The 18,982-nt window shown below is 52.9% G+C and carries 16 protein-coding genes; 5 read left to right on the top strand and 11 right to left on the bottom strand.

Annotated elements, in window-relative coordinates; genetic code table 11:
• Positions 1-113 precede the first annotated feature (113 nt).
• Positions 114-2,426: an MFS transporter gene (locus TREPR_RS01630; protein ID WP_015706536.1), complete on the top strand. Its 2,313-nt coding sequence runs from the start codon at positions 114-116 to the stop codon at positions 2,424-2,426.
• Between the two features lie 170 nt (positions 2,427-2,596).
• Positions 2,597-3,025, top strand: a complete 429-nt coding sequence (locus TREPR_RS01625; RefSeq protein WP_015706535.1) for a flavodoxin — start codon at positions 2,597-2,599, stop codon at positions 3,023-3,025.
• A 184-nt stretch (positions 3,026-3,209) separates the two neighbouring features.
• Here the strand turns inward: TREPR_RS01625 and TREPR_RS01620 are convergent, their stop codons facing one another.
• From TREPR_RS01620 to TREPR_RS01610, 3 genes are read right to left on the bottom strand one after another with little or no spacing between them, the layout of a single operon-like run.
• Positions 3,210-4,385 (bottom strand): phosphoglycerate dehydrogenase, encoded by a 1,176-nt coding sequence (locus TREPR_RS01620; RefSeq protein WP_015706533.1) that lies wholly within the window; start codon positions 4,383-4,385, stop codon positions 3,210-3,212.
• A gap of 20 nt (positions 4,386-4,405) precedes the next feature.
• Positions 4,406-5,512: a 3-phosphoserine/phosphohydroxythreonine transaminase gene (gene serC, locus TREPR_RS01615; RefSeq protein ID WP_015706532.1), complete on the bottom strand. Its 1,107-nt coding sequence runs from the start codon at positions 5,510-5,512 to the stop codon at positions 4,406-4,408.
• Positions 5,513-5,547: 35 nt separating this feature from the next.
• Positions 5,548-6,279 carry a winged-helix domain-containing protein gene (locus TREPR_RS01610; protein WP_015706531.1) on the bottom strand — a complete coding sequence of 244 codons (732 nt, stop codon included), beginning with the start codon at positions 6,277-6,279 and terminating at the stop codon, positions 5,548-5,550.
• A gap of 87 nt (positions 6,280-6,366) precedes the next feature.
• Between TREPR_RS01610 and TREPR_RS01605 the strand changes: the two genes are divergently transcribed.
• Positions 6,367-7,125, top strand: a complete 759-nt coding sequence (locus TREPR_RS01605; RefSeq protein ID WP_015706530.1) for a hypothetical protein — start codon at positions 6,367-6,369, stop codon at positions 7,123-7,125.
• On the opposite strand, the gene ettA is transcribed toward TREPR_RS01605, so the two are convergent.
• The 8 genes from ettA to TREPR_RS01565 form a co-directional block, all read right to left on the bottom strand.
• On the bottom strand, positions 7,122-8,819 hold the full coding sequence (ettA, locus tag TREPR_RS01600) for an energy-dependent translational throttle protein EttA (protein ID WP_015706529.1): 1,698 nt from the start codon (positions 8,817-8,819) through the stop codon (positions 7,122-7,124). The two genes, TREPR_RS01605 and ettA, sit on opposite strands and share 4 nt — an antisense overlap.
• 53 nt (positions 8,820-8,872) lie before the next feature.
• A complete protein-coding gene (gene trhA, locus TREPR_RS01595) occupies positions 8,873-9,529 on the bottom strand; it encodes a PAQR family membrane homeostasis protein TrhA (RefSeq protein ID WP_015706528.1) in 657 nt (218 codons plus the stop codon).
• A gap of 101 nt (positions 9,530-9,630) precedes the next feature.
• Complete coding sequence (locus tag TREPR_RS01590; protein ID WP_015706527.1) at positions 9,631-12,396, bottom strand: hypothetical protein; 2,766 nt, start codon at positions 12,394-12,396, stop codon at positions 9,631-9,633.
• A 282-nt stretch (positions 12,397-12,678) separates the two neighbouring features.
• Positions 12,679-13,563, bottom strand: a complete 885-nt coding sequence (locus TREPR_RS01585) for a 23S rRNA (adenine(2030)-N(6))-methyltransferase RlmJ (protein ID WP_015706526.1) — start codon at positions 13,561-13,563, stop codon at positions 12,679-12,681.
• A gap of 91 nt (positions 13,564-13,654) precedes the next feature.
• A complete protein-coding gene (locus TREPR_RS01580; protein WP_015706525.1) occupies positions 13,655-14,518 on the bottom strand; it encodes a hypothetical protein in 864 nt (287 codons plus the stop codon).
• Between the two features lie 77 nt (positions 14,519-14,595).
• Positions 14,596-15,573, bottom strand: coding sequence for a DHH family phosphoesterase (locus tag TREPR_RS01575; RefSeq protein ID WP_015706524.1), 978 nt, complete (start codon positions 15,571-15,573; stop codon positions 14,596-14,598).
• A 71-nt stretch (positions 15,574-15,644) separates the two neighbouring features.
• Entirely contained in the window at positions 15,645-16,064 is a 420-nt protein-coding gene (locus TREPR_RS01570) for a hypothetical protein (protein WP_015706523.1), read from the bottom strand.
• A 37-nt stretch (positions 16,065-16,101) separates the two neighbouring features.
• Positions 16,102-16,989 (bottom strand): PHP domain-containing protein, encoded by an 888-nt coding sequence (locus TREPR_RS01565; RefSeq protein WP_015706522.1) that lies wholly within the window; start codon positions 16,987-16,989, stop codon positions 16,102-16,104.
• A 146-nt stretch (positions 16,990-17,135) separates the two neighbouring features.
• Here TREPR_RS01565 and TREPR_RS01560 point away from each other — a divergent pair, with 146 nt between their 5' ends.
• Both TREPR_RS01560 and TREPR_RS01555 read left to right on the top strand, forming a co-directional pair.
• Positions 17,136-18,137 (top strand): cyclic nucleotide-binding domain-containing protein, encoded by a 1,002-nt coding sequence (locus TREPR_RS01560; protein ID WP_015706521.1) that lies wholly within the window; start codon positions 17,136-17,138, stop codon positions 18,135-18,137.
• A 1-nt stretch (position 18,138) separates the two neighbouring features.
• The gene (locus TREPR_RS01555; protein ID WP_015706520.1) at positions 18,139-18,795 is read left to right on the top strand and encodes a Crp/Fnr family transcriptional regulator; all 657 of its coding nucleotides are present in this window, start codon (positions 18,139-18,141) and stop codon (positions 18,793-18,795) included.
• The last annotated feature ends 187 nt before the right edge of the window (positions 18,796-18,982 follow it).

Below are 18,982 nucleotides of genomic sequence, written 5' to 3'. Positions count from 1 at the left end.
AGGTACAACAAAATTTATACCATAGCAGCTTCTTTCCATCAAGTGGCCAGGATACCGCTGTTGCCCGAATAACGTCTTGATATTTCCCCGGCCAAGGGGTATTACTTACATATATGCCAGCAGCACTCTCGCCTTACCGCCTTGGAAAAGCTCGGGATCAGTACAATGTCTTCAATTTCTTTAACGCCCTTTCCTATGCCCTGATAGCGGGGAATATCATCACCCTTTTCGCCATGCGGCTTAATGCGTCTTCCACCATGATCGGGCTCCTCAACGCCCTGGTGTATATCTCATATTTTTTCCTGCCCCTGGGAAAAAGCCTCTGTAAAATCTTTCCTATTGTAAAGATATACTCCATAACCTGGATGCTGCGGTCCGTTTCCATAATACCCTTGCTCTTTGTACCCTTTATGGAAGCTGCAGGCCGCCATAGCGCCGCCTTGAGCCTGACCATCCTGGGGGTAAGCCTGTTTCATTTCTTCCGGGGTATAGGGCTGATCGCCAACAATCCGGTACTTGACGAGTTGGCGGTGGGACCTGACCGGGGCAGCTATATGACCCTGATCCAGATCATCAACAACGCGGTGGCCATGTTTGCCAGTTTTGCCCTGGCCATGCTCTTGGGGCGGAATCCCTCCCTTGGACTCTATGCGCTTATCATGGCGGCAGGCATTGTGGGAGGGGTGTTCAGCGGCATAAAACTCCAAAAAATTCCCGAACCTCCCAAGGAGTCGAAAAAAACAGTGGGCGGTCTCTGGACGGTTACCAGGAACGCTTTTTCCAAGCCCGCTTTCCGGAACTTTATGATCCTTTTCCTCCTGGTTGCCCTGGTTTCCGCCATTGCCCGTATATTCATCGTCGTTTACGCTAGGGAGGTGTTCTCCCAGGGGGATGGCATGGTGTCCCTATATACGGTATTCGGGGGCTTGGGCGCCCTGATGATGGGGACGATCATCAAATTCCTGGTGGACCGGATCGGGGCCAAGCCCCTGTACCTTACCTGCATCATCGTGGGCTTTATCAGCCTTCTCCCGGCGGTGTTCTTTCCCCTGGGGGCGGTGGACAACCCCTTTTCGGTCATACCCTACCTGAGCTTCCTGTTTTTCATGGTAAATTTCGGTTTCGTCGGCGCTGAAGGGATTGCCCAGACCTATTTTCTCACCCTGATCCCCGCAGAGGAGATGCTGGACCTTGGCATCCTCTACTTTTTCATCTTTGGTATCGCCGGCGCCGGGGGCTCCTTCCTGGCAGGGCTGTTCCTGGATACCTTCACTCTGCTCGGCCTTTCAGTATTCCTTACCTTTAAGGTGCTTTTTGTTCTTCTATTAATAATCCTCGCGGTGGTTTTCTACTTTCAGAAGAAACTGGTGTCCCTGGGTTCCCTTCCGCTAAAGGGGGCTCTAGAAATAATGTTCTCCTACAGGGATCTCCGGGCCATCACCCTCCTGGACAAGCTGAAGAAATCCGAAGATTCCGAAGAAGAGGAAATCCTCCTGGAAGCCCTGTATGACTCCCCCTCAAAGCTGGCCCTGGCAGGGCTTCTGGAAAAGGCCAAATCCCCCCGGCTTGCCACCCGCTCAGACGCCATTCGGGCCATGGGGGCCATGGAAAACCTTGGCGAAGACGGGGAACAGGCACTGATGGCAGATCTGGTCAACAATCCCTATACCACCGCCTACCTCTCCGCCCGCATCCTGGGGAACCACGGGTACTTCTCCGCCATACCGGTGCTCCAGGAACTGGCGGTTTCCAAGGACTATATGCTGGCTGGGGAGGCCATGATCGCCCTGGCGAAGCTCCGGGACGAAGCTTTCCGCCCCCAGATAGAACGGATCATCTTCAAAACAAAAAATCCCCGGCTTAAAATGATGGGGGTTGAAGCCCTGGGGCTCTACGGCTCCCCTACTTCTCTTACAACTCTCCTGGATACCCTGCGGGTGACGGACCCCCCGCCCTACCTCCGGGACGAAGTGATCCTGGCCATGGCAAGCATCCTGGACATTCAGAATAAATTTTATCCCCTGCTGGTCCATTTGCTGGAGGATCTATCCCGGGCGCCCATTTTGGCCATAGACGAAGCCGAAATTGCCTTCGAGGCTTACATGGCGGAACAGAAGGGCCAGAGGGCTTCCCAGCAGGATAAACGCCTTTTCAATACCAAACAGGCCAAGGCGCTGCAGCCTGCGGTAGGGGCTTACATGAACGAATCCAGGGGCGCCCCCCTGTCACGGTGGATACTGGAACTCCCGGATGAGCAAATCCATGAGCTGATCCGGATAGTCCTCTCGGAATTAGTGCTGGATGATGAATTCAACTCCTATGAGCGGCTTAAACTCCTCATTTCCCACTGGGCTGCACACCAATTGCGGCTCCTGGCCCGGGACAAAACGCCCCCGCCCACAGCATTACCTTTCGCCCTGGAATGATTAATTAAAATGCCTTTATATATTTCATATTTTCCGCCTTTTTTTAAAATTATCAATAATTATTAAATTTTTGTAAATTTTTTGCAAAAACCCCTTTACAAAGTTTTTCCGATGATATATGTTAGTTTTATATAAGATTGTTATTAAAAACTAACTAAAGGAATTTGTATATGAAAAAGGTTTTAATCGTATATTGGAGCAGCAGCGGCAATACTGAGACCATGGCCAAATCGGTGGCCAAGGGGGTTACCGATGGGGGTGGCGAGGCGATTCTCAAGACCCCGGAAGCGGGCTTAGCGGAACTGGTAAAGTCGGCGGATGCCCTGGCTTTTGGATCCCCGGCTATGGGGGATGAACTTATTGAAGAAGATGAGATGGAACCCTTCATCGCCTCCCTGGGGGCGGATATTCTGAAGGATAAACCCTTGGGGCTCTTTGGGTCCTATGACTGGGGGGACGGTCAGTGGATGCGTAGCTGGACTGACAGGATGAAGGGACTGGGGGCAAAACTTGACGGCGAAGGGATTATCGCCCAGCTTGTGCCCGGGGAAGCGGAACTGGCTAAATGCTCCGAACTGGGCAAAAGGCTGGCAACTTAATTATTGGCCAATACTGAGGGTGTTTTTGTCGTTCACCTCTCTCGGCAAAAACACCACTTGCACGGAGTTTCCGTGCACAGTAAAACTCAGAAAGGTATATGGGTTATTTAAAAAAAGCATACTCTCCATGTTTACCCCAGGCGCATCCCGCGATACAATGCGCCTGGGGTTTTTTTTAGTTTTTTTACTCTCCCTTCGCTATGGTCCGCACCCGGATGATTCCATCCACCGCCTGGAGTTTGGCAAGGGCTTCTTCGGGTATCTGTTGTTCCGTATCAATAATATTGTAGGCGTAGTCCTCCCGGTGGTGATTGATAAGGTCTGTAATATTAATGCTCATTCCCGCAAGGGTAGTAGTGATCTGCCCCACCATATTGGGGATGTTCCGATTGATCACCAATAGCCTGAAGGGGGCTCGCTGGTCCAGTTGACACCGCGGATAGTTCACTGAATTTTTAATACTCCCGGATTCCAGAAATCCCATGAGCTGCTGTGCTGCCATGATAGCACAGTTATCTTCCGCTTCCGGGGTAGAGGCCCCCAGATGGGGGACACAGATGACTTTACTATTAGATAGAAGTTCTGCGGATGGAAAGTCCGTGACATAGGCGGAGAGTTTTTCTGCATCCAAGGCGGCGATAATGTCCGCCTCGTTTACCAGCCCTCCCCGGGCAAAGTTGATGACCCGTGCGCCTTTTTTCATGAGCCGAAATTTGTCTGCATTCAGGAGTCCCTTGGTAGTTTCACTGAGGGGGAGGTGGAGGCTGACATAATCCGAGCGGGACAGAAGCCCCTCCAGGGTATCCGCTCGCTGAACCGAGCGGGACAGGTTCCAGGCTGCATCAACGGATATGAAAGGATCGTAACCGATAACTTCCATGCCCAGGGCAATGGCATCGTTGGCCACCATCACCCCCACGGCGCCGAGGCCCACCACTCCCAAGGTCTTTCCCCGGATTTCAGGCCCCTCAAAGCGGGATTTTTCCTTTTCCACCAGATCCGGAACCTCATCGGCCTTACCGGCAATGGAAGCCATCCAGTTTATCCCCCCCAGAATTTTCCGGGAAGAAAGCAGCAATGCTGCTATGGCAAGCTCCTTTACGGCATTGGCATTACCCCCGGGGGTGTTAAACACCACCACTCCCCTGTCGCTGCATTGGGAAACAGGGATATTGTTGAACCCCGCCCCTGCCCGGGCTATGGCTATCACGGTTTCAGGAATTTCCACAGAATGGAGATCCGCGCTCCTCACCAGGATGGCGTCGGGGTTCGGTATCTCGCTGGCCACCTCATAACGGTCCCGGGGAAACAGGTCCAGCCCCAGGGGGGAAATTTTATTCAATGTACGTATACGAAACACGGTGCATCTCCTTTTTACTTTTACTTTTCGCTCTTTTCAAATTTTTCCATAAAGGCGATCAGGGCCTTTACACCTTCTATGGGCATGGCGTTATAAAAACTGGCCCGCATACCTCCCACCAGACGGTGACCGGCCAGATTTACCAGGCCCTGGGCCTCGGCTTCTTTAACAAAACGGGTTTCCAGTTCTCCCCGGTGCCCGGAATCAGTAATGGTGCTGACAAAGGGGATGTTCATAAGACTGCGGCTGGATTTTTCCACCGGGGAACGGAAAAAGGAGGAATTGTCCAGGTACGCATAAAACAGATCCGCCTTTTCGTGGTTCAGTTTTGCCATGGCAACAGGGCCACCCAAGGCTTTGAGCCATTCCAGAACCAGGCCGATGATGTAGATGCCGTAGCAGGGGGGGGTGTTGTACATGGAACCCTCGGCGGCGTAGATATCATAACGGAGCAGGGCCGGTGTCCAGGAGGGGGCTCGGCCGATCAGGTCTTCCCGGACAATGACCACCGTGGTTCCCGCAGGGCCGAGGTTTTTCTGAGCCCCCGCATAAACCAGGCCGAAACGGCTAATGTCCAGCGGCTCGGAAAGGATGCAGCTTGAAATATCCGCCACCAGGGGGATAGCGCCGGTTTCCGGAAGGCTCGGCCATTTGGTCCCTACAATGGTGTTGTTCAGGGTGATGTGATAATAGGCATCATCCGGCGCCGGGGCAGGGGCTACAGGAATATAGGAGTAGGCCCTATCCTTCGAGCTTGCCCGGGTTACCGCGTCCAGGTATTTGGACGCCTCCTCAGCGGCCTTCTTGGACCAGATGCCGGTTTCCACATAGGTCGCCTTTTTTTTCGGCGCCCCCGGCTCAATTCCGCCCAGGTTGAGGGGGACCATGGAAAACTGCAAAGACCCGCCGCCCTGGACAAAGAGCACCCGGTAGTTGGCAGGGATGCCCATCAGTTCCCGGAGCAGGGCTTCTGCCTTTTCGATAATGGGCTTGAAGGCCCCGGATCGGTGACTCATCTCCATTACCGACTGGCCCGTGCCGTTGACATCGGTCATTTCCGCCGCAGCCCGCTCCAATACCGGCAGGGGCAAGGTCGAGGGTCCGGGGGCAAAGTTGTATACCCGCATAAAAACTCCTTCAGTGCAGGACTAAGCCTGTGCTTTCATTTAATTTTCACCGCCAGAGCGCGCAGTTCATCTACTATATAAACATTACGGACCGCAATCTCCGGGGGCAGTTTTAAAGCCACTGGGGCAAAATTGACGATACCCCGAATACCTGCGACGGCCAGTTTTTCCGCCGCGGCCTGGGCTGCGTCCCCGGGCACGCAGAGCAGGGCTATCTCGATGGAAAAGCGCTTAATCACCTCACCCATCTTAAAGGCCGGGTACAGGGGCGCCGGGGACTTAAGAATCTCCACCCGGTTGACATTACTGTCAAACCCTGCGGCCAGTTCAAATTCAGCCAAATCCCCAGGAAGCTCGCCGGCTAAAACCCGGTCCGGTGTCCCCCCGTGGTGGCTAAAACCCTGAAAGTTCAGGTAAGCCGATCCGAGCCGGCCCAGGCCGACCACACAGAGCCGGCGGCGCCCCCCAAGACCCAGAGCTTGTCTGATGGCAGCGATAAGACTACGGGGATTGTAGCCCGCACTGTTCCCAAGGCTGGCTTCGCTTTCCGGAAGGGCTGTCTCGGCTGAAGCTCCGGCGGCTGTATCAGGGACACAGGCGCCCTCATCGGCATTTCCCAGGTAGGAAATATCCTTTCGTATGGTATGGCTGGACCAGCCGGTGATGGACTCTATCTCTCCTGAGGTAATGCGGGCTTCCCCCCTTTTTTCGAGGAGCCGCATCAGGTAGAGAAGACGTTCTTTTGCCGGTTCAGGAATTTGTGCCATTACCATACCTTGTGAAATATTTCACAGATAAAATACCCTTAAAGAATAATTGTGTCAATATACAAATATGTGCTAGTATATACTTCTATGGAACAGCAGAAGCTCGAAGGCAGAAAAGTGTTTTTTTTATATCCCCACAGCGTTATCCAGGATGCCATGGTGGATGAGCTCATTATGAGTGGCTACGAAATATACATACTCAGAGACCACAAACGGGCCAGGACCCTTATAAAACGCTTTCCCGGGTCCATCATGTTCATCAATATAGATGAGCGGCTGGAAGAAAAGGAATGGGAAGCATATATTACGGAGATACAGGAAGACCCGGATACCGAGGTACGGCTGGGGATTATGTCCTACAACAATGACCGGGAACTTATGCAAAAATACCTCATGGAGCTTTTGGTCCCCTGCGGCTACATACAGCTTAAACTAGGGGCCAAGGAAAGCACCCAGATTATTTTTACCGCCCTGCTGGCGAATGAAGCCAAGGGCCGGCGGCAATGTTTTAGGGCCGTTGTCGAAGAGGGCCTGGCGACCATGAACTGCAAGAAGGGCGGGGAAATTATCGAAGGCAAACTCCTGGACATCAGCTCAGCGGGTTTTGCGGTGCGGGTAAGTAAGCTCTATGAGCTCAGGCAAAATTCCCAGCTCAAGGGGGTACAGCTAAAGCTCCACGGATCCCTTGCCATGGCGGATATGGTCTTCATGGGCCCCCGTTTTGACAGCCAGTATATCTGGATACTCCTCTTTGACCCTAAAAGCATAGCCGACAACAGCAAGCTCGCTATTCACCGCTTTATCAAGCAGTGCCTTCAGGCCTCTATTGATGCAATCAAGGTCTAGCGCTCCAGTTTCCGGTACACGTAACGGTGGGGCCTGTCCGCCTCGGCGCCTAATTTCTGACGCCGCCATTCGGCGTATTCGGACCAGTTTCCGTCATACCAGATGACTTCCCCGTCCTCAAAGGCCAGGATGTGGGTGACGATCCGGTCCAGAAACCAGCGGTCGTGGCTTATCACCAGGGTTACCCCTGCAAAGGTATCCACCGCCTCTTCCAGGGCCCTGAGGGTGTTCACGTCCAGGTCGTTGGTGGGCTCGTCCAGGAGCAGCACATTGGCTCCCTCCTTGAGCATCATGGCCAGGTTGAGCCGGTTCCGCTCTCCGCCGGAGAGTATCGACACCTTTTTCTGCTGGTCCCCGCCGGAAAAGTTATACCAGGAACAGTAGGCCCGGGAATTGACTTCCTTGACCCCTGAGCCCTGGTCGGATCCCAGCTTGATAATGTCCAGACCCCCTGAAAGCTGCTCCCACACGGTCTTTTCCCCGTCCAGACTGGTCCGCATCTGGTCCGCATAAGCCAGCTTAACGCTGTCCCCTAGGCGGAGAGTACCGGCATCAGGCGTTTCCTGGCCGGTGATAATTTTAAACAGGGTGGTCTTTCCTGCGCCGTTGGGGCCGATGATCCCCACGCAGGCCCCGGGCGGCACGGCAAATTCCATGTTTTCAAAGAGCAGTCGATCCCCGAAGGACTTTAACAGCCCCTTGGCCTCGACCACTAGTTGGCCCAACCGGGGCCCGGCGGGGATGGTGATCCGGTTCTCCCGGATTTTTTCCCGGCCGTCATCCTGGAAAAGTTTTTCGTACTGGGTGATCCGGGCTTTGCTCTTGGCGTGCCGGCCCTTGGGGCTCATGCGTATCCACTCAAGCTCCCGTTCCAGGGTCTTCCGCCGCTCGCTTTCGCCCTTCTCTTCCTGGGCCATCCGGGCCTGTTTCTGTTCCAGCCAGCCCGTATAGTTCCCCTTCCAGGGAATCCCCTCGCCCCGGTCCAGTTCCAGGATCCATCCGGCCACATTGTCCAAAAAGTAGCGATCATGGGTAACGGCGATAACCGTGCCATCGTATTCCCGCAAATGCCGTTCCAGCCAGGCCACGGTCTCCGCATCCAAGTGGTTGGTAGGCTCATCCAGGAGCAGGATATCCGGCTTTTTCAGCAGGAGCCGGCACAGGGCAACCCGCCGCCGCTCGCCCCCGGAAAGGACATCCACCACCTGTTCCCCCGGGGGGCAGCGCAGGGCGTCCATGGCCAGTTCAAGCCGGCTGTCCAGGTTCCAGCCATCAGCGGCCTCGATCTGCTCCTGCAAGACAGCCTGCCTGGCTCCGAGTTTGTCATAATCCGCATCGGGATCCCCAAAAGCCTCGCTCACCTTGTCAAATTCCGCCAAAAGGTCCACCAACTCCTGGACCCCCTCGGAAACGACCTCTTTCACGGTCTTCCCGGCCTCCAGGACCGGCTCCTGTTCCAGAAACCCGATGTTAAACCCCGGACTTGCGGAGCTTTCCCCGGAAAATTCCGTGTCCACCCCGGCCAGTATCTTCAGAAGGCTGGACTTCCCCGACCCGTTCAAGCCGATTACGCCGATCTTTGCCCCGTAAAAGTAGGAGAGGCTGATATCCTTGAGCACCTGCTTGGTCCCGTGTTTTTTAGAGACCCGGTGCATGGAATAAATAATTTTTTTATCGTCAACGGTTGTTGCCATGGGGATACTATAACAAATTTGTAAGCTTCAGGGAAGGCAAGATGGGGCGCTCCCTACAGCCACCAAATCGATAGCCAGTGGCAGATAGCCCCAACCAGGACAAAGGCGTGCCAGGTGACATGGGTGCCCCGGATCTCACGCTTGCGGTAAAAGAGGGCTCCCAGGGTATAAGCCACGCCCCCGGCGGCCAGCAAAATGAGGCTAATGTGGGAGATGGACCTGACCAGGGGAATCGTGGCAATCACGATGGCCCAGCCCATGAGCAGATAAACAATAAGCTCAACCTTTTTCAAAGCCCGAAAGTTGACCGCATGGAGGGTGATCCCCGCAGCAGCCAGGACCCATTCGGCGATAAAGATAGCCCAGCCCCAAGCGCCTTTGAGGCCGATGAGGCAGAAGGGGGTGTAGGAGCCGGCGATAAAAAGGTAGATGGCGGAATGATCAAGAATGCGGAGGATACGCTTGGCCTCCACATGCTGAATACCGTGGTACAAGGTGGAAGCCAGAAACATGCAGAACATGGCCCCGGTAAAAACCACATAGGATGTGATGGTTTTAGCCCCGGCGGCGGCAACACCCAGGTAGCCATTGCCCCGGAGTACCAAAAGAACGAGTCCCACAATGGCCAGGAAGGCCCCGAATCCATGGAGTATGGAATTGGCGATTTCTTCACCGATAGTTTGAAAGGGCAGCTTACTATTTTGTTTCATAATAGTAAGACACAGGCCGCTTGGAAAGGTTGCTAAAGGGCCGAAAAAAAGCTGCCCGATCTTTTGACCAGGCAGCTTGAACTTAAAAATCGTCAGGATTTTTAGTTGTTGTCGGTGTAAACATTACTACTAAGTGCAATTCTCTGTGTTGATCCGGAGAGTTTCCACTTAGGATAACGGGTGCTGCCGACAATAGAGAGCAAGCTTGTCAGCGCTGTATTAGGAGTAAAGCCGGCGGTCGTGAAAGGACCCACTTTGGCTCCTCCGTCGAAGGTACCTTCGGTGAAATTACCCAGCCCCACTATATTGTCAGTGGCAACCCAACCGAGTGCGGGCTGACCAAAAATGAGATAAAGGGCATTGTGGTTAAGAGTCTTAGTAGTAGTTGACAGGTCAATTTGAGCGCCGGTAGCTAAACTCAAACCACCGGCCCCCAAAGTAAAGGAACCGCTGCCAAAGGAAATGTGCGCGCTGCCGTCGGCGCTTACGAAGCCCCCTTCCACCAGGTTAATGGTCTTGTCACCGGCATCTATAACAGGAACTATGCTACTGCCACCACCACCAGCAGTAATATAAAATTCATATTCTGCGGCGCCACCCTTGCTGCCAAGTTTCAACCCGCCTGATCCAACAGTAACACTCTCGACAGCAGTAGCCCCGGTTAAAATAATCTTATTATGATTGAAGTTTACGGTCCCTCCGGCTTTCGCGACAACAGCATCGTCGCTGGTGCTGTTTTCAATGGTGTATGTAGCTAATGCTATCTTTCCATCAGGCCCGACAGTAATGTTCTGAGCGGTAGTGCGGTCTAACACGAAACCGCTGGTGCGTGCATCAAGCGTCCCATATACAGCCAAGGCTCCGCCAAAATTGGTAGTCTGCAATAGCGTAACAAAATTGTCAGCCGCTACGGTAAACGTACCGGTGATGGCGGTAGAAGTAAAACCGGTGTCGGCAATTTTGGTATGTATAAAGGGGGTTCCTGCTAAGATTGTTAAAGCACCCGTGTTTTTAGGCTCCAGAGGGATTGTGGTGTATATTTTTACACCCTTGTTGTAAACAATAGGAGCGGTAGGATGCACAGAACTTGATGCCAAAACCACATCATCACTGTTGTGAAGAACAGCTTCAACTATATCATCCACGGAGAGTGAAGCGCCGTTAATCCAGATAGAACCACCAATAGAGCCGGCAACAATAGCGTAGGCATCAATTTCTGCGGAGCTGGCGAGTACAATCTGGGATCCACGGGCAACAGTTAAACTCTGAGGATCAGGAGTATAACCAGTCACACCAGGTCCAAGTAGTCCTTTGAAAAGGCTTACCGTTCCATCAATATTGAGGGTTGATGGAATGATACCATCATCATCAGAATCAGTATTAACCGCTATCGCGCCGGAAACCAGTGCGTCCGAATAGATGGTCGCGGTAACACCATTTAACGTAAGCCCACCAGTTATTGGAAGCGTATTCCCACTTCCATCTTTGCGCAGATCCGCATCTTCTTCATAACCACCAATAAAACCATATATATCGTTTTTGCTGGATTGGCCGCTGAGTACTACCTCTCCGGCAATAAAACCGTTAGGCCAATTGGAAGAGGGAGAGGTAAAATCGTAATCAAATTTTGCAAGGTTAAAGTCACCACCTGCCACGACAGCAGTTCCAGTAGAAATCACAGATCCTTTTACCTCGATTATACCTGCGTTTGAACTATGAGTGTAGGGAGAAGAGATAGGCCAATCATAATAGGTATTAATAACACTAGCTCTGCCGCCTTCGCCTATTGTAACATTATAATGGCCGAAAATATTATTTGCCTCGCCATACACCCAAACGTTAGCTATTTCACCTTCGGCTTCGATATTATAAACAGAAGCATCTTTATCTACAAAAACATTACCGTTCTTAGAAATGACATCACCGTTAACTTCGCCTTTTTCGGAAACTTTTATGCTCCCGTTCGCAATAACTTTAAGTGAGCTGAAAGGGCTGGCGGTATATATGCGGCCCTTGGGTCCGACCAGTATCTGCCACTCCGCATTAACTCCCTCAATCTGGGTTGCAACAACACCACCGAGGATCGTAATACCGATTTCGCCATCCACCTCTATTTTGCCCCCACTGACAACATTAGCGACTTGAATATGCCCATTGTGACGGAAATTATAGTCGGAGCCACTCTTCGGGCCAACGTATATATCGCCGTCAATATCAATATTTCCGTCCAACTCAATAGAACCCCGCACATTGAGATAGCCGGAGCCGTATATATTGGCGCTGCCAGTTATGGCGCCACCATAATTCACTTCAAGAGCGCCGCCAAGAGCGCCATCCTCACTCAGAGCCACACTACCGCCATCCAAAACAACCAGGGTGCCGGGGCCGATGCCGATGCCGACCCTACCGGTGCTTAAGGGACCCGAGGCTATGGAGAAAGAATTTACGGTTCTGCCGGAAACATACAAGGTCTTCCCAGGGGGCACGATAACACTGCCGCCACCGGTGTACCAGATCTTATCGTACTGGTTGAAGGCGTCTTCAAGGCCCTTTATCGCATTACCAGCGCCGGTAGTAGTAGTGGTAGTTTTGCCGGGAGTACCGGGAGTACCGGGGACACCGGGTATCTCCGCTATGGCTTCCGTAATGGTTTGGACAATGATCGGAGCGCCATCTTCAGCCGTAAAACCGGTGATTATCGGAATATACACCCCGGGGACCAGGTCGAGATATGCATCATTTTTGACCCTGTCTTGGGTGCCTAGGCTGGTATATTCCTCGACTACAGTTTCTTCGGAATCACAGGATGCGAAAACCAAAAGGAGCGCCACAAAAAGAGCGCTGAAAATCCAGATTCTTTTCTTCATTACTTACTCCTATAAATATTATCTAGACGGGAATACACCCGTGATTGCCATGGATTAGGGGTAAGAACGGTGCGGGCCGGCTGGGATTGCCGGGGAAATATACGAAAAGCTTGTACATTTTTTATACACCCCCTTTAGAAAATACAAGAGATAGAAACAGTCTATTATAAAACGGTAAAAGAGTCAATATATTCCCTCTGGTTTTCATTTTTTTTGAATACCCTAGTAAATATATATAAATAGAAGGGTATTGTCAAATAAGTAATTCAGAGGAAATCTTAGCTACGGGGTCGGGGGCTCGGTTTCCCACTGCAGGCGCCAGCTTCCCGCTTCTCCTCCCAAGAGCGAGGCCAGTACCGGAAGGCTTTCTTCCAGGGCTGGGCGCAGGGTCCAGGGGGGGTTGAAGATAACCAGACCGTGACCGTACAGGCGCAGTACCGGGCTGCCCGACGGGGTATTCTGGGCCGGAAATTCAGGGGGAGCGGTACGGATTTCCACGGCACAGCGGTTTCCGGGGTACAGAGCCATGAGGGTTTCCGCCAGGCTCGCACCGGCTGAGGGCTCCCGGGAACTGCGCAATAAAGGGTACCAGATAATATACAGCCCCGTGGGGAAACGCCCTAGGGCTTCGGCGAGGGAGGCGGGAACCAGGGTATAATCGGTTTTAAGTTCGTAGGAAGGGTCCATGAAGATACAAGCCCGCCTGGACGGGGGCGGGAGCAGGGCTTTCAGGCTGGCAAAGCCGTCACTCCGGCTCAGACGGAAGCGGCTGTCCGTGCCCAGGGCTTGCTCCAGGCCGGCAAAATCTGTCGGGTGAAGTTCAAAACAAGCCGCCCTGTCCTGATCCCTGAGCAGCCTTTGCATAATAGCCGGAGAACCCGGATAGTTCCCCCAGGCGTCCAGGGATTCCGCTACCAGGGCGGCATACCGGGCTAGAAGAGGCGGCAAGCCGGGGCTTTCCAGTAGCCGCTGCGCCCCCCGCTCCCATTCCCGGTTCAGCGCCCCGAACCCTTCGGTCAGTGCATACAGCCCCGCCCCGGCATGGGTATCAATGGCGAAGAAAGGCGTCTCTTTCCGGCAGAGATACTCCAGGCAAAAAATCAAAACCCCGTGCTTCAGGACATCCGCACCATTGCCCGCATGAAACCCGTGCCTGTAACTTAACATGTAGATATCGTAACCTTTAACAGCCCAGTGTATAAGCCCTGTTGGGCGAAGACGAATCGACGTAAGTTCGGGGGGCCGATCTGATTTTTACTTATTCATGGCCTTCCTTCCCCTCGTCCTTCCCTTCATCCTTGCCCTTATCCTCATACTTCTCTTTTACCGCGTGGAGTTGGGCGTCCACAGTCCCCTTGGCGGAATTCAGTATTTCTGCAACCTGGCGGTTGCTGGCCCCGGTTTTCATGCCCGCAAGCCGTCTGCGCATGGAGTCCAGCCGTTTACGGGCCCGGCCGAGGCGGCGCTTCATCCGTTCATAGCGGCTGGAACGGGGGGCGGCGGAGAGGAGCTTTTTCTCAAAAATGATGCACCGGTAAAACTGGCTGTAAATCCGTTCCTGAAGCGAACGGATCTCCTCTTCCCGGTTTAAGCGCAGTATCCGTAACTGATCAACCAACTCAGAAAGTTTTTCTTTAGTAACACCCAGTGCCGGTGCAGCCCGTTCCAGAAAATCCGGTGACATATACTGGTAGGATTTAAGCAGTAATACTAACATCTGCCGGGGATTGGGAACCGAATCAAAGGCCGGTTCACTTTCAAGGTACTCAGGTTCCTCCTCGTTGACCGCCGCTTCATCCAGGGCCTTGGCTTTCCAGCAAGCGTATTCCGCGATATGGTGTTCGGTCTCTATGGTGCGGTATTCGCGGATACTCCAATGAACCAGGGCGCCTATGTAGGCATCAAAAGTGGCGCCCTGATCATGATAATGGTCTATTGCCCGGGATATTCGCGGGTAAAGCCAGCAGAGGTAATCCATATAATCATCCTGGTTGAAATTATACGGACGAAACTGATGGTAATTATCTTTGATGTGCTGAAAAATGCGGCCTTCCAGATCCTTCCGGCTGATCTGCCCCCGAAAATAGCGGTACAGTAGTTTTGTTAAAACAGTGCTGTCCATGATTGTTTACTCCTCTTCCGGTATATCGGGAGTAAACGGAGCGGAGAGCTTTTTTTAAATGTCTAAAATGATTTGAATCACGGGTTCTGGTTAAAAACTTTTTGGAAGGCCTGGAGAATTTGCGGCCGCAGTTCTTCTATGACCCCGCCTACGCTGAGTCCTGCAGCATTTTTGTGTCCCCCGCCGCCAAAGCCTGCGGCTATGGCCGCCACATCCACGGCGTCCCGGGAACGGAAGCCCACAGTACAATTGTCGGGGCTTTCCTGGCGTATGATGACGATGGCTTCTACCCCCTCCACAGCCTGGAGAAGCTGGTAGAGGCTGTCAGAATCCCTGCCTTCCAGACCGTAACGCTGGGTATCCTCCAGGGTTTCTGTGCAAAAGAGAAGCTTGCCCCCAAAATAGGATTCCGCGTGGGCAAGGATCGTGCCCATGAGTATCCGGGAATCCAGAGTTTTGCCGCCGTTCATGGCCTGGAATACTCGCTTGGGATTGGCCCCGGCGTCGATAAGCCGGGAGGCGCAGCGGAAGGTTTCGGCACCCTGGTCGTCCACGTGGCGAAAAAAGCCCGTGTCTGTACAAAGCCCAAAGAAAAGCAGTTCCGCCTCCTCTTTAGTGGGACTCAGCCCCAGGGCTTCGATAAGTTCCAGGACCAGAAAGGTGGTAGAAGGCGCCGAGGGGTCCAGGTAGCTCAGGAATTCATGGGTTTCCCCAGTGCGGTGATGATCGATGGTCGCCGTGGGGAGCCCCTTTAGAAAGGGGGCCAGGTCCCCGGTACGTTCCGGGGAACTACAATCCAGGATGATCACCGCCGCGCCGGAACGCTCCGCATCGGTGGGGCCGGAGCTAAACCGTGGTTCGTAGCCTTTTATTTCCCCCCGCTTAAAAGGTCCGGCGGAACAGGGGATGACTTCTTTGCCCAGCCGTTCCAGGACGGAACCAAGGGCTAGTTGGCTTCCCACACAGTCACCATCGGGCTCCCGGTGGCCGGCTATGAGAAATTTAGAATTTTCCTGAATAAATTCAAGCAGGGCTTGGGGTATCGGGGTTTTCACCAAAAAAGCCACCGGTCAAGCTTTTCTGCCCGGATGGCTTCCTGTATTCGATCTAATTCAGCAAAGGGCATTTAGAATTCGAGCCTGATATCTTCAACATTCTCAAAACGATCGTCAATATCGACATTCAGGGGTACATCCCCCCAGGTCTCATGGGTCCGTTCCTTACGCACATAGAGGCGAACATGGCTGAATTCACCATCCTTGTAAAAAACCGTCAGATGGGGCCAATCGGTCCCGGAACCAAGGAGAATCAAATCCGCTTTGGCTCCGGTTCCGTGGAACCAATCAATGGGCAGATAGGCGTCCACGGTCTGGGTCATACCCTTCCGATATTTAACCACATAACCCTTCCGGTAGGGGTAAATCTTTTCCAGGCTTATGGTAACCGAATACAAGCCCTCGTTTGCACCGGTCATACTCTGAGCGGCCAGGGGTATAATACCTGCCACGATAAGGAACAGGGTTGCGATAAACAAAAATTTTTTCACAGCGTTCTCCCTCTATTGGGTTTCGGAACAATCACAATTATTCTTGAATTATAGCGTTTTCAGGTAGATTCTGCAAGGGGGGAATAGAATCCAGAAAAAAATCGTCGATTTTCAGGCCCCCGGCGGTGATCCCCAGTTTCCGGTCCGGCCGGGACTCCCCATGAAAATCGCTGCCCGCGGTGATGTAGAGCCCCAGGGATCTTCCCAGTTCTTCCAGACGTTTGCAGGCCTGGACTTTAGTGGTGGGGTGCCAAGCCTCAATACCCGCAAGCCCCTGGGCAGCCAGATCCGCGATAAAGTCCGGGAGCCGACCCCAGGCAATATAGAGGGACATGGGGTGGGCCAACACCGGGATACCTCCGGCATCCCGGACAAGGCTCAGGGCCCTGGTAAATTCCAGCCCCTCCTTGGGGATATACAGGGGCCGCCCCTTGCCCAGGAACCGGTCAAAAGCCTGTTCCCGGTTTTTCACAATGCCCCGTTTAACCAAAAGGTCCGCAAAATGGGGCCGCCCCACAGAGCCGCCCCCGGAAAGCGCCTGGACTTCGCTATACTCCGCCTGGATCCCCTGCTCCACCATGCGGTCCAGGATCTGTAAGTTCCGGTTTTCCCGCCTACGGCCCAAATCTGTCAGGGTTTCCCGGAAACCCGGCCCGATCTCCCGGAGCCCCAGGCCCAAAAGATGGAATTCCCCGCTAACCGCGCTGGCCCCCGCTTCGTTTTCATACCGTATCTCCAGCTCTATCCCCGGAATGAACCGTATCCCAGCCTTTACCGCCTCCACCCGGGCCTCTTCAAGGCCGTCGACGGTATCGTGATCCGTCAAGGCAAGGGCGGAAATGCCCCGCTCTTTAGCGGCTTGTATCAGCTGAGAAGGGGTCAAAGAGCCGTCGGAGGCCCTGGAATGGGTATGCAGATCGATCATGGTTCTCCAATTATGGGTAAACTATACTATAATTGGGTAAAAGGTACCAGGCGCATCCCTAGCTAAACAGAATTCCAGCAGTTGACTGTATGGGGCCACCGACATAAAATAAAAATACGAATATGTAAGGATGGTTCTGGAGATGTATGCCTAAAACACTGCAATACAGAGACGGCGCGGTTATCTATTTTGCCGGGGAAACCAACTCGGAAAAGATATACCTGCTCCAGAGTGGCAAGGTAAATCTCTCCTATCAGGATATTGAAAATGGGGAGAACATATTAGACTCCGTACAGAAAGGGGAATTTTTTGGGGTTAAATCCGCCCTGGGCAAGTATCCCCGGGAAGAGAATGCCATTGCCTACCAGGAAACTACCGTTATGGCCTTTGTGGTTTCCGAATTTGAACAATTGGCCAGTTCCAATACCCGGATAATCATGAAGATGCTCAAGGTTTTTTCCAATCAGCAGCGGCGCGTCCACCAGCAAATCGCCAATATTATGGAAAAAGAAGGGTATAATCCTGAAAATCCCGAGCAGAGTCTCTACAATGTGGGGGAATACTACCTGAAAAACAAACGTTTTTCCCAGGCAAAGTATATTTTCGGCCGCTATCTGACCTACTACCCCTCGGGGAAGAATGCCGCTAAGGCGGCGCAAAATATGCAGGTCACCGAAAATTCCGGGCAAGAGGCTATGCCGCCCCCGCCACCGATCAGGCGAAAATCATCCATAGGCCAGGCCGTTGCGGGGGAAAACAGTTCCGCCACTGCCAAAGCCTATTATGACGCAGTCAGTTTTATCTCCCAGGGAAAATTCCAGCAGGCTTTCGTTGCCCTGAATCAGATCGTGGACGCCAAAGAGGACCTGGAGTACATGGCAAAAAGTACTTACGAAATCGGCCGCTGTCTGTTTATGATGAATAAATTTGATGAGTGCATCCAGCACTTTACGATCATGATCACCAGCTATCCCAAGCACCCAAACCTGGGGGATGCCCTGTACTTCATAGGCCAGTCCCATGAAAACCGGGGCATGAAGGATATGGCGATAGTATTTTATAAAAAGATCCTTTCGATGATCCCCGACCAGGAAGAGCCGGTCCATCAGAAAGCAAAGAAAGCCCTGTCCAGTCTGGGAGGTGCCTAGCATGGCCCTGCTTCCCGAGGCGGATCTTTCCGTCTTTGCCCGTTTTACCCGGACCTTCAAGCCCGGGGAGATGATCTTCTCCGAATTCGAACCCGGGGATACCTTTTACCTCATCCAGGAAGGCCGGGTAGAACTGGTCAAGGTTCTCGGGGATGTGGAAAAAACCCTAGACATACTCCAGCCCCCGGAAACCTTCGGCGAAATGGCGATCCTGGAAAATTCCCCCCGGTCCGCCACTGCCATAGCCTTGGACAAGGTGCAGGTTCTGGAATTCAACCGGAAAAATTTTGAAATTCTCATATCCGGAAATCCCCAGATAGCCCTGAAACTCCTGCGAACCTTTGCAAGACGCCTGTACGATTCAAAGCGCAAATTCATGATTCTCACCCTGGAGGAACCCCAGGCCCGTATTGCGGACGTCTTTCTGATGCTGGACGAACAGCAGGCCGACAATGACAAGACCATCGACCGCCGTGAATTCCGCACCACCGTAGATGATATAGCCCACTGGGCAGCCATGAGCGTCAACGAAGCCCGGGAAATCATCAACCATTTTGTCACCCAGCGCCGGATGGAACTCCTCAGTGACCGTATTGTGGTCAAAAACATCAATGATTTTTCTCGCTATGTAAATTCCCGCCGCCGTCAAATCCTGTAGCACCCCATACAGCAAAGCAATTTCTCCTTGGCTGGTATTTTTTTAGGTAATATCCAAGACTAAAAATGCCGAAATTCAGATTACGACCTTGGTTTTTCCCTTAGTATAGGTAATACTAGGTAATACTAGACCAAATTACCGGGGCCGGCCTGTGGCGCCGCTGTGGGAAAACCCGATGAAAGGGGAA

It is taken from the genome of Treponema primitia ZAS-2 (assembly GCF_000214375.1).
In the GTDB taxonomy this organism is placed as follows: Bacteria; Spirochaetota; Spirochaetia; order Treponematales; family Breznakiellaceae; genus Termitinema; species Termitinema primitia.
This window is presented reverse-complemented; position numbering and strand designations above follow the sequence as displayed.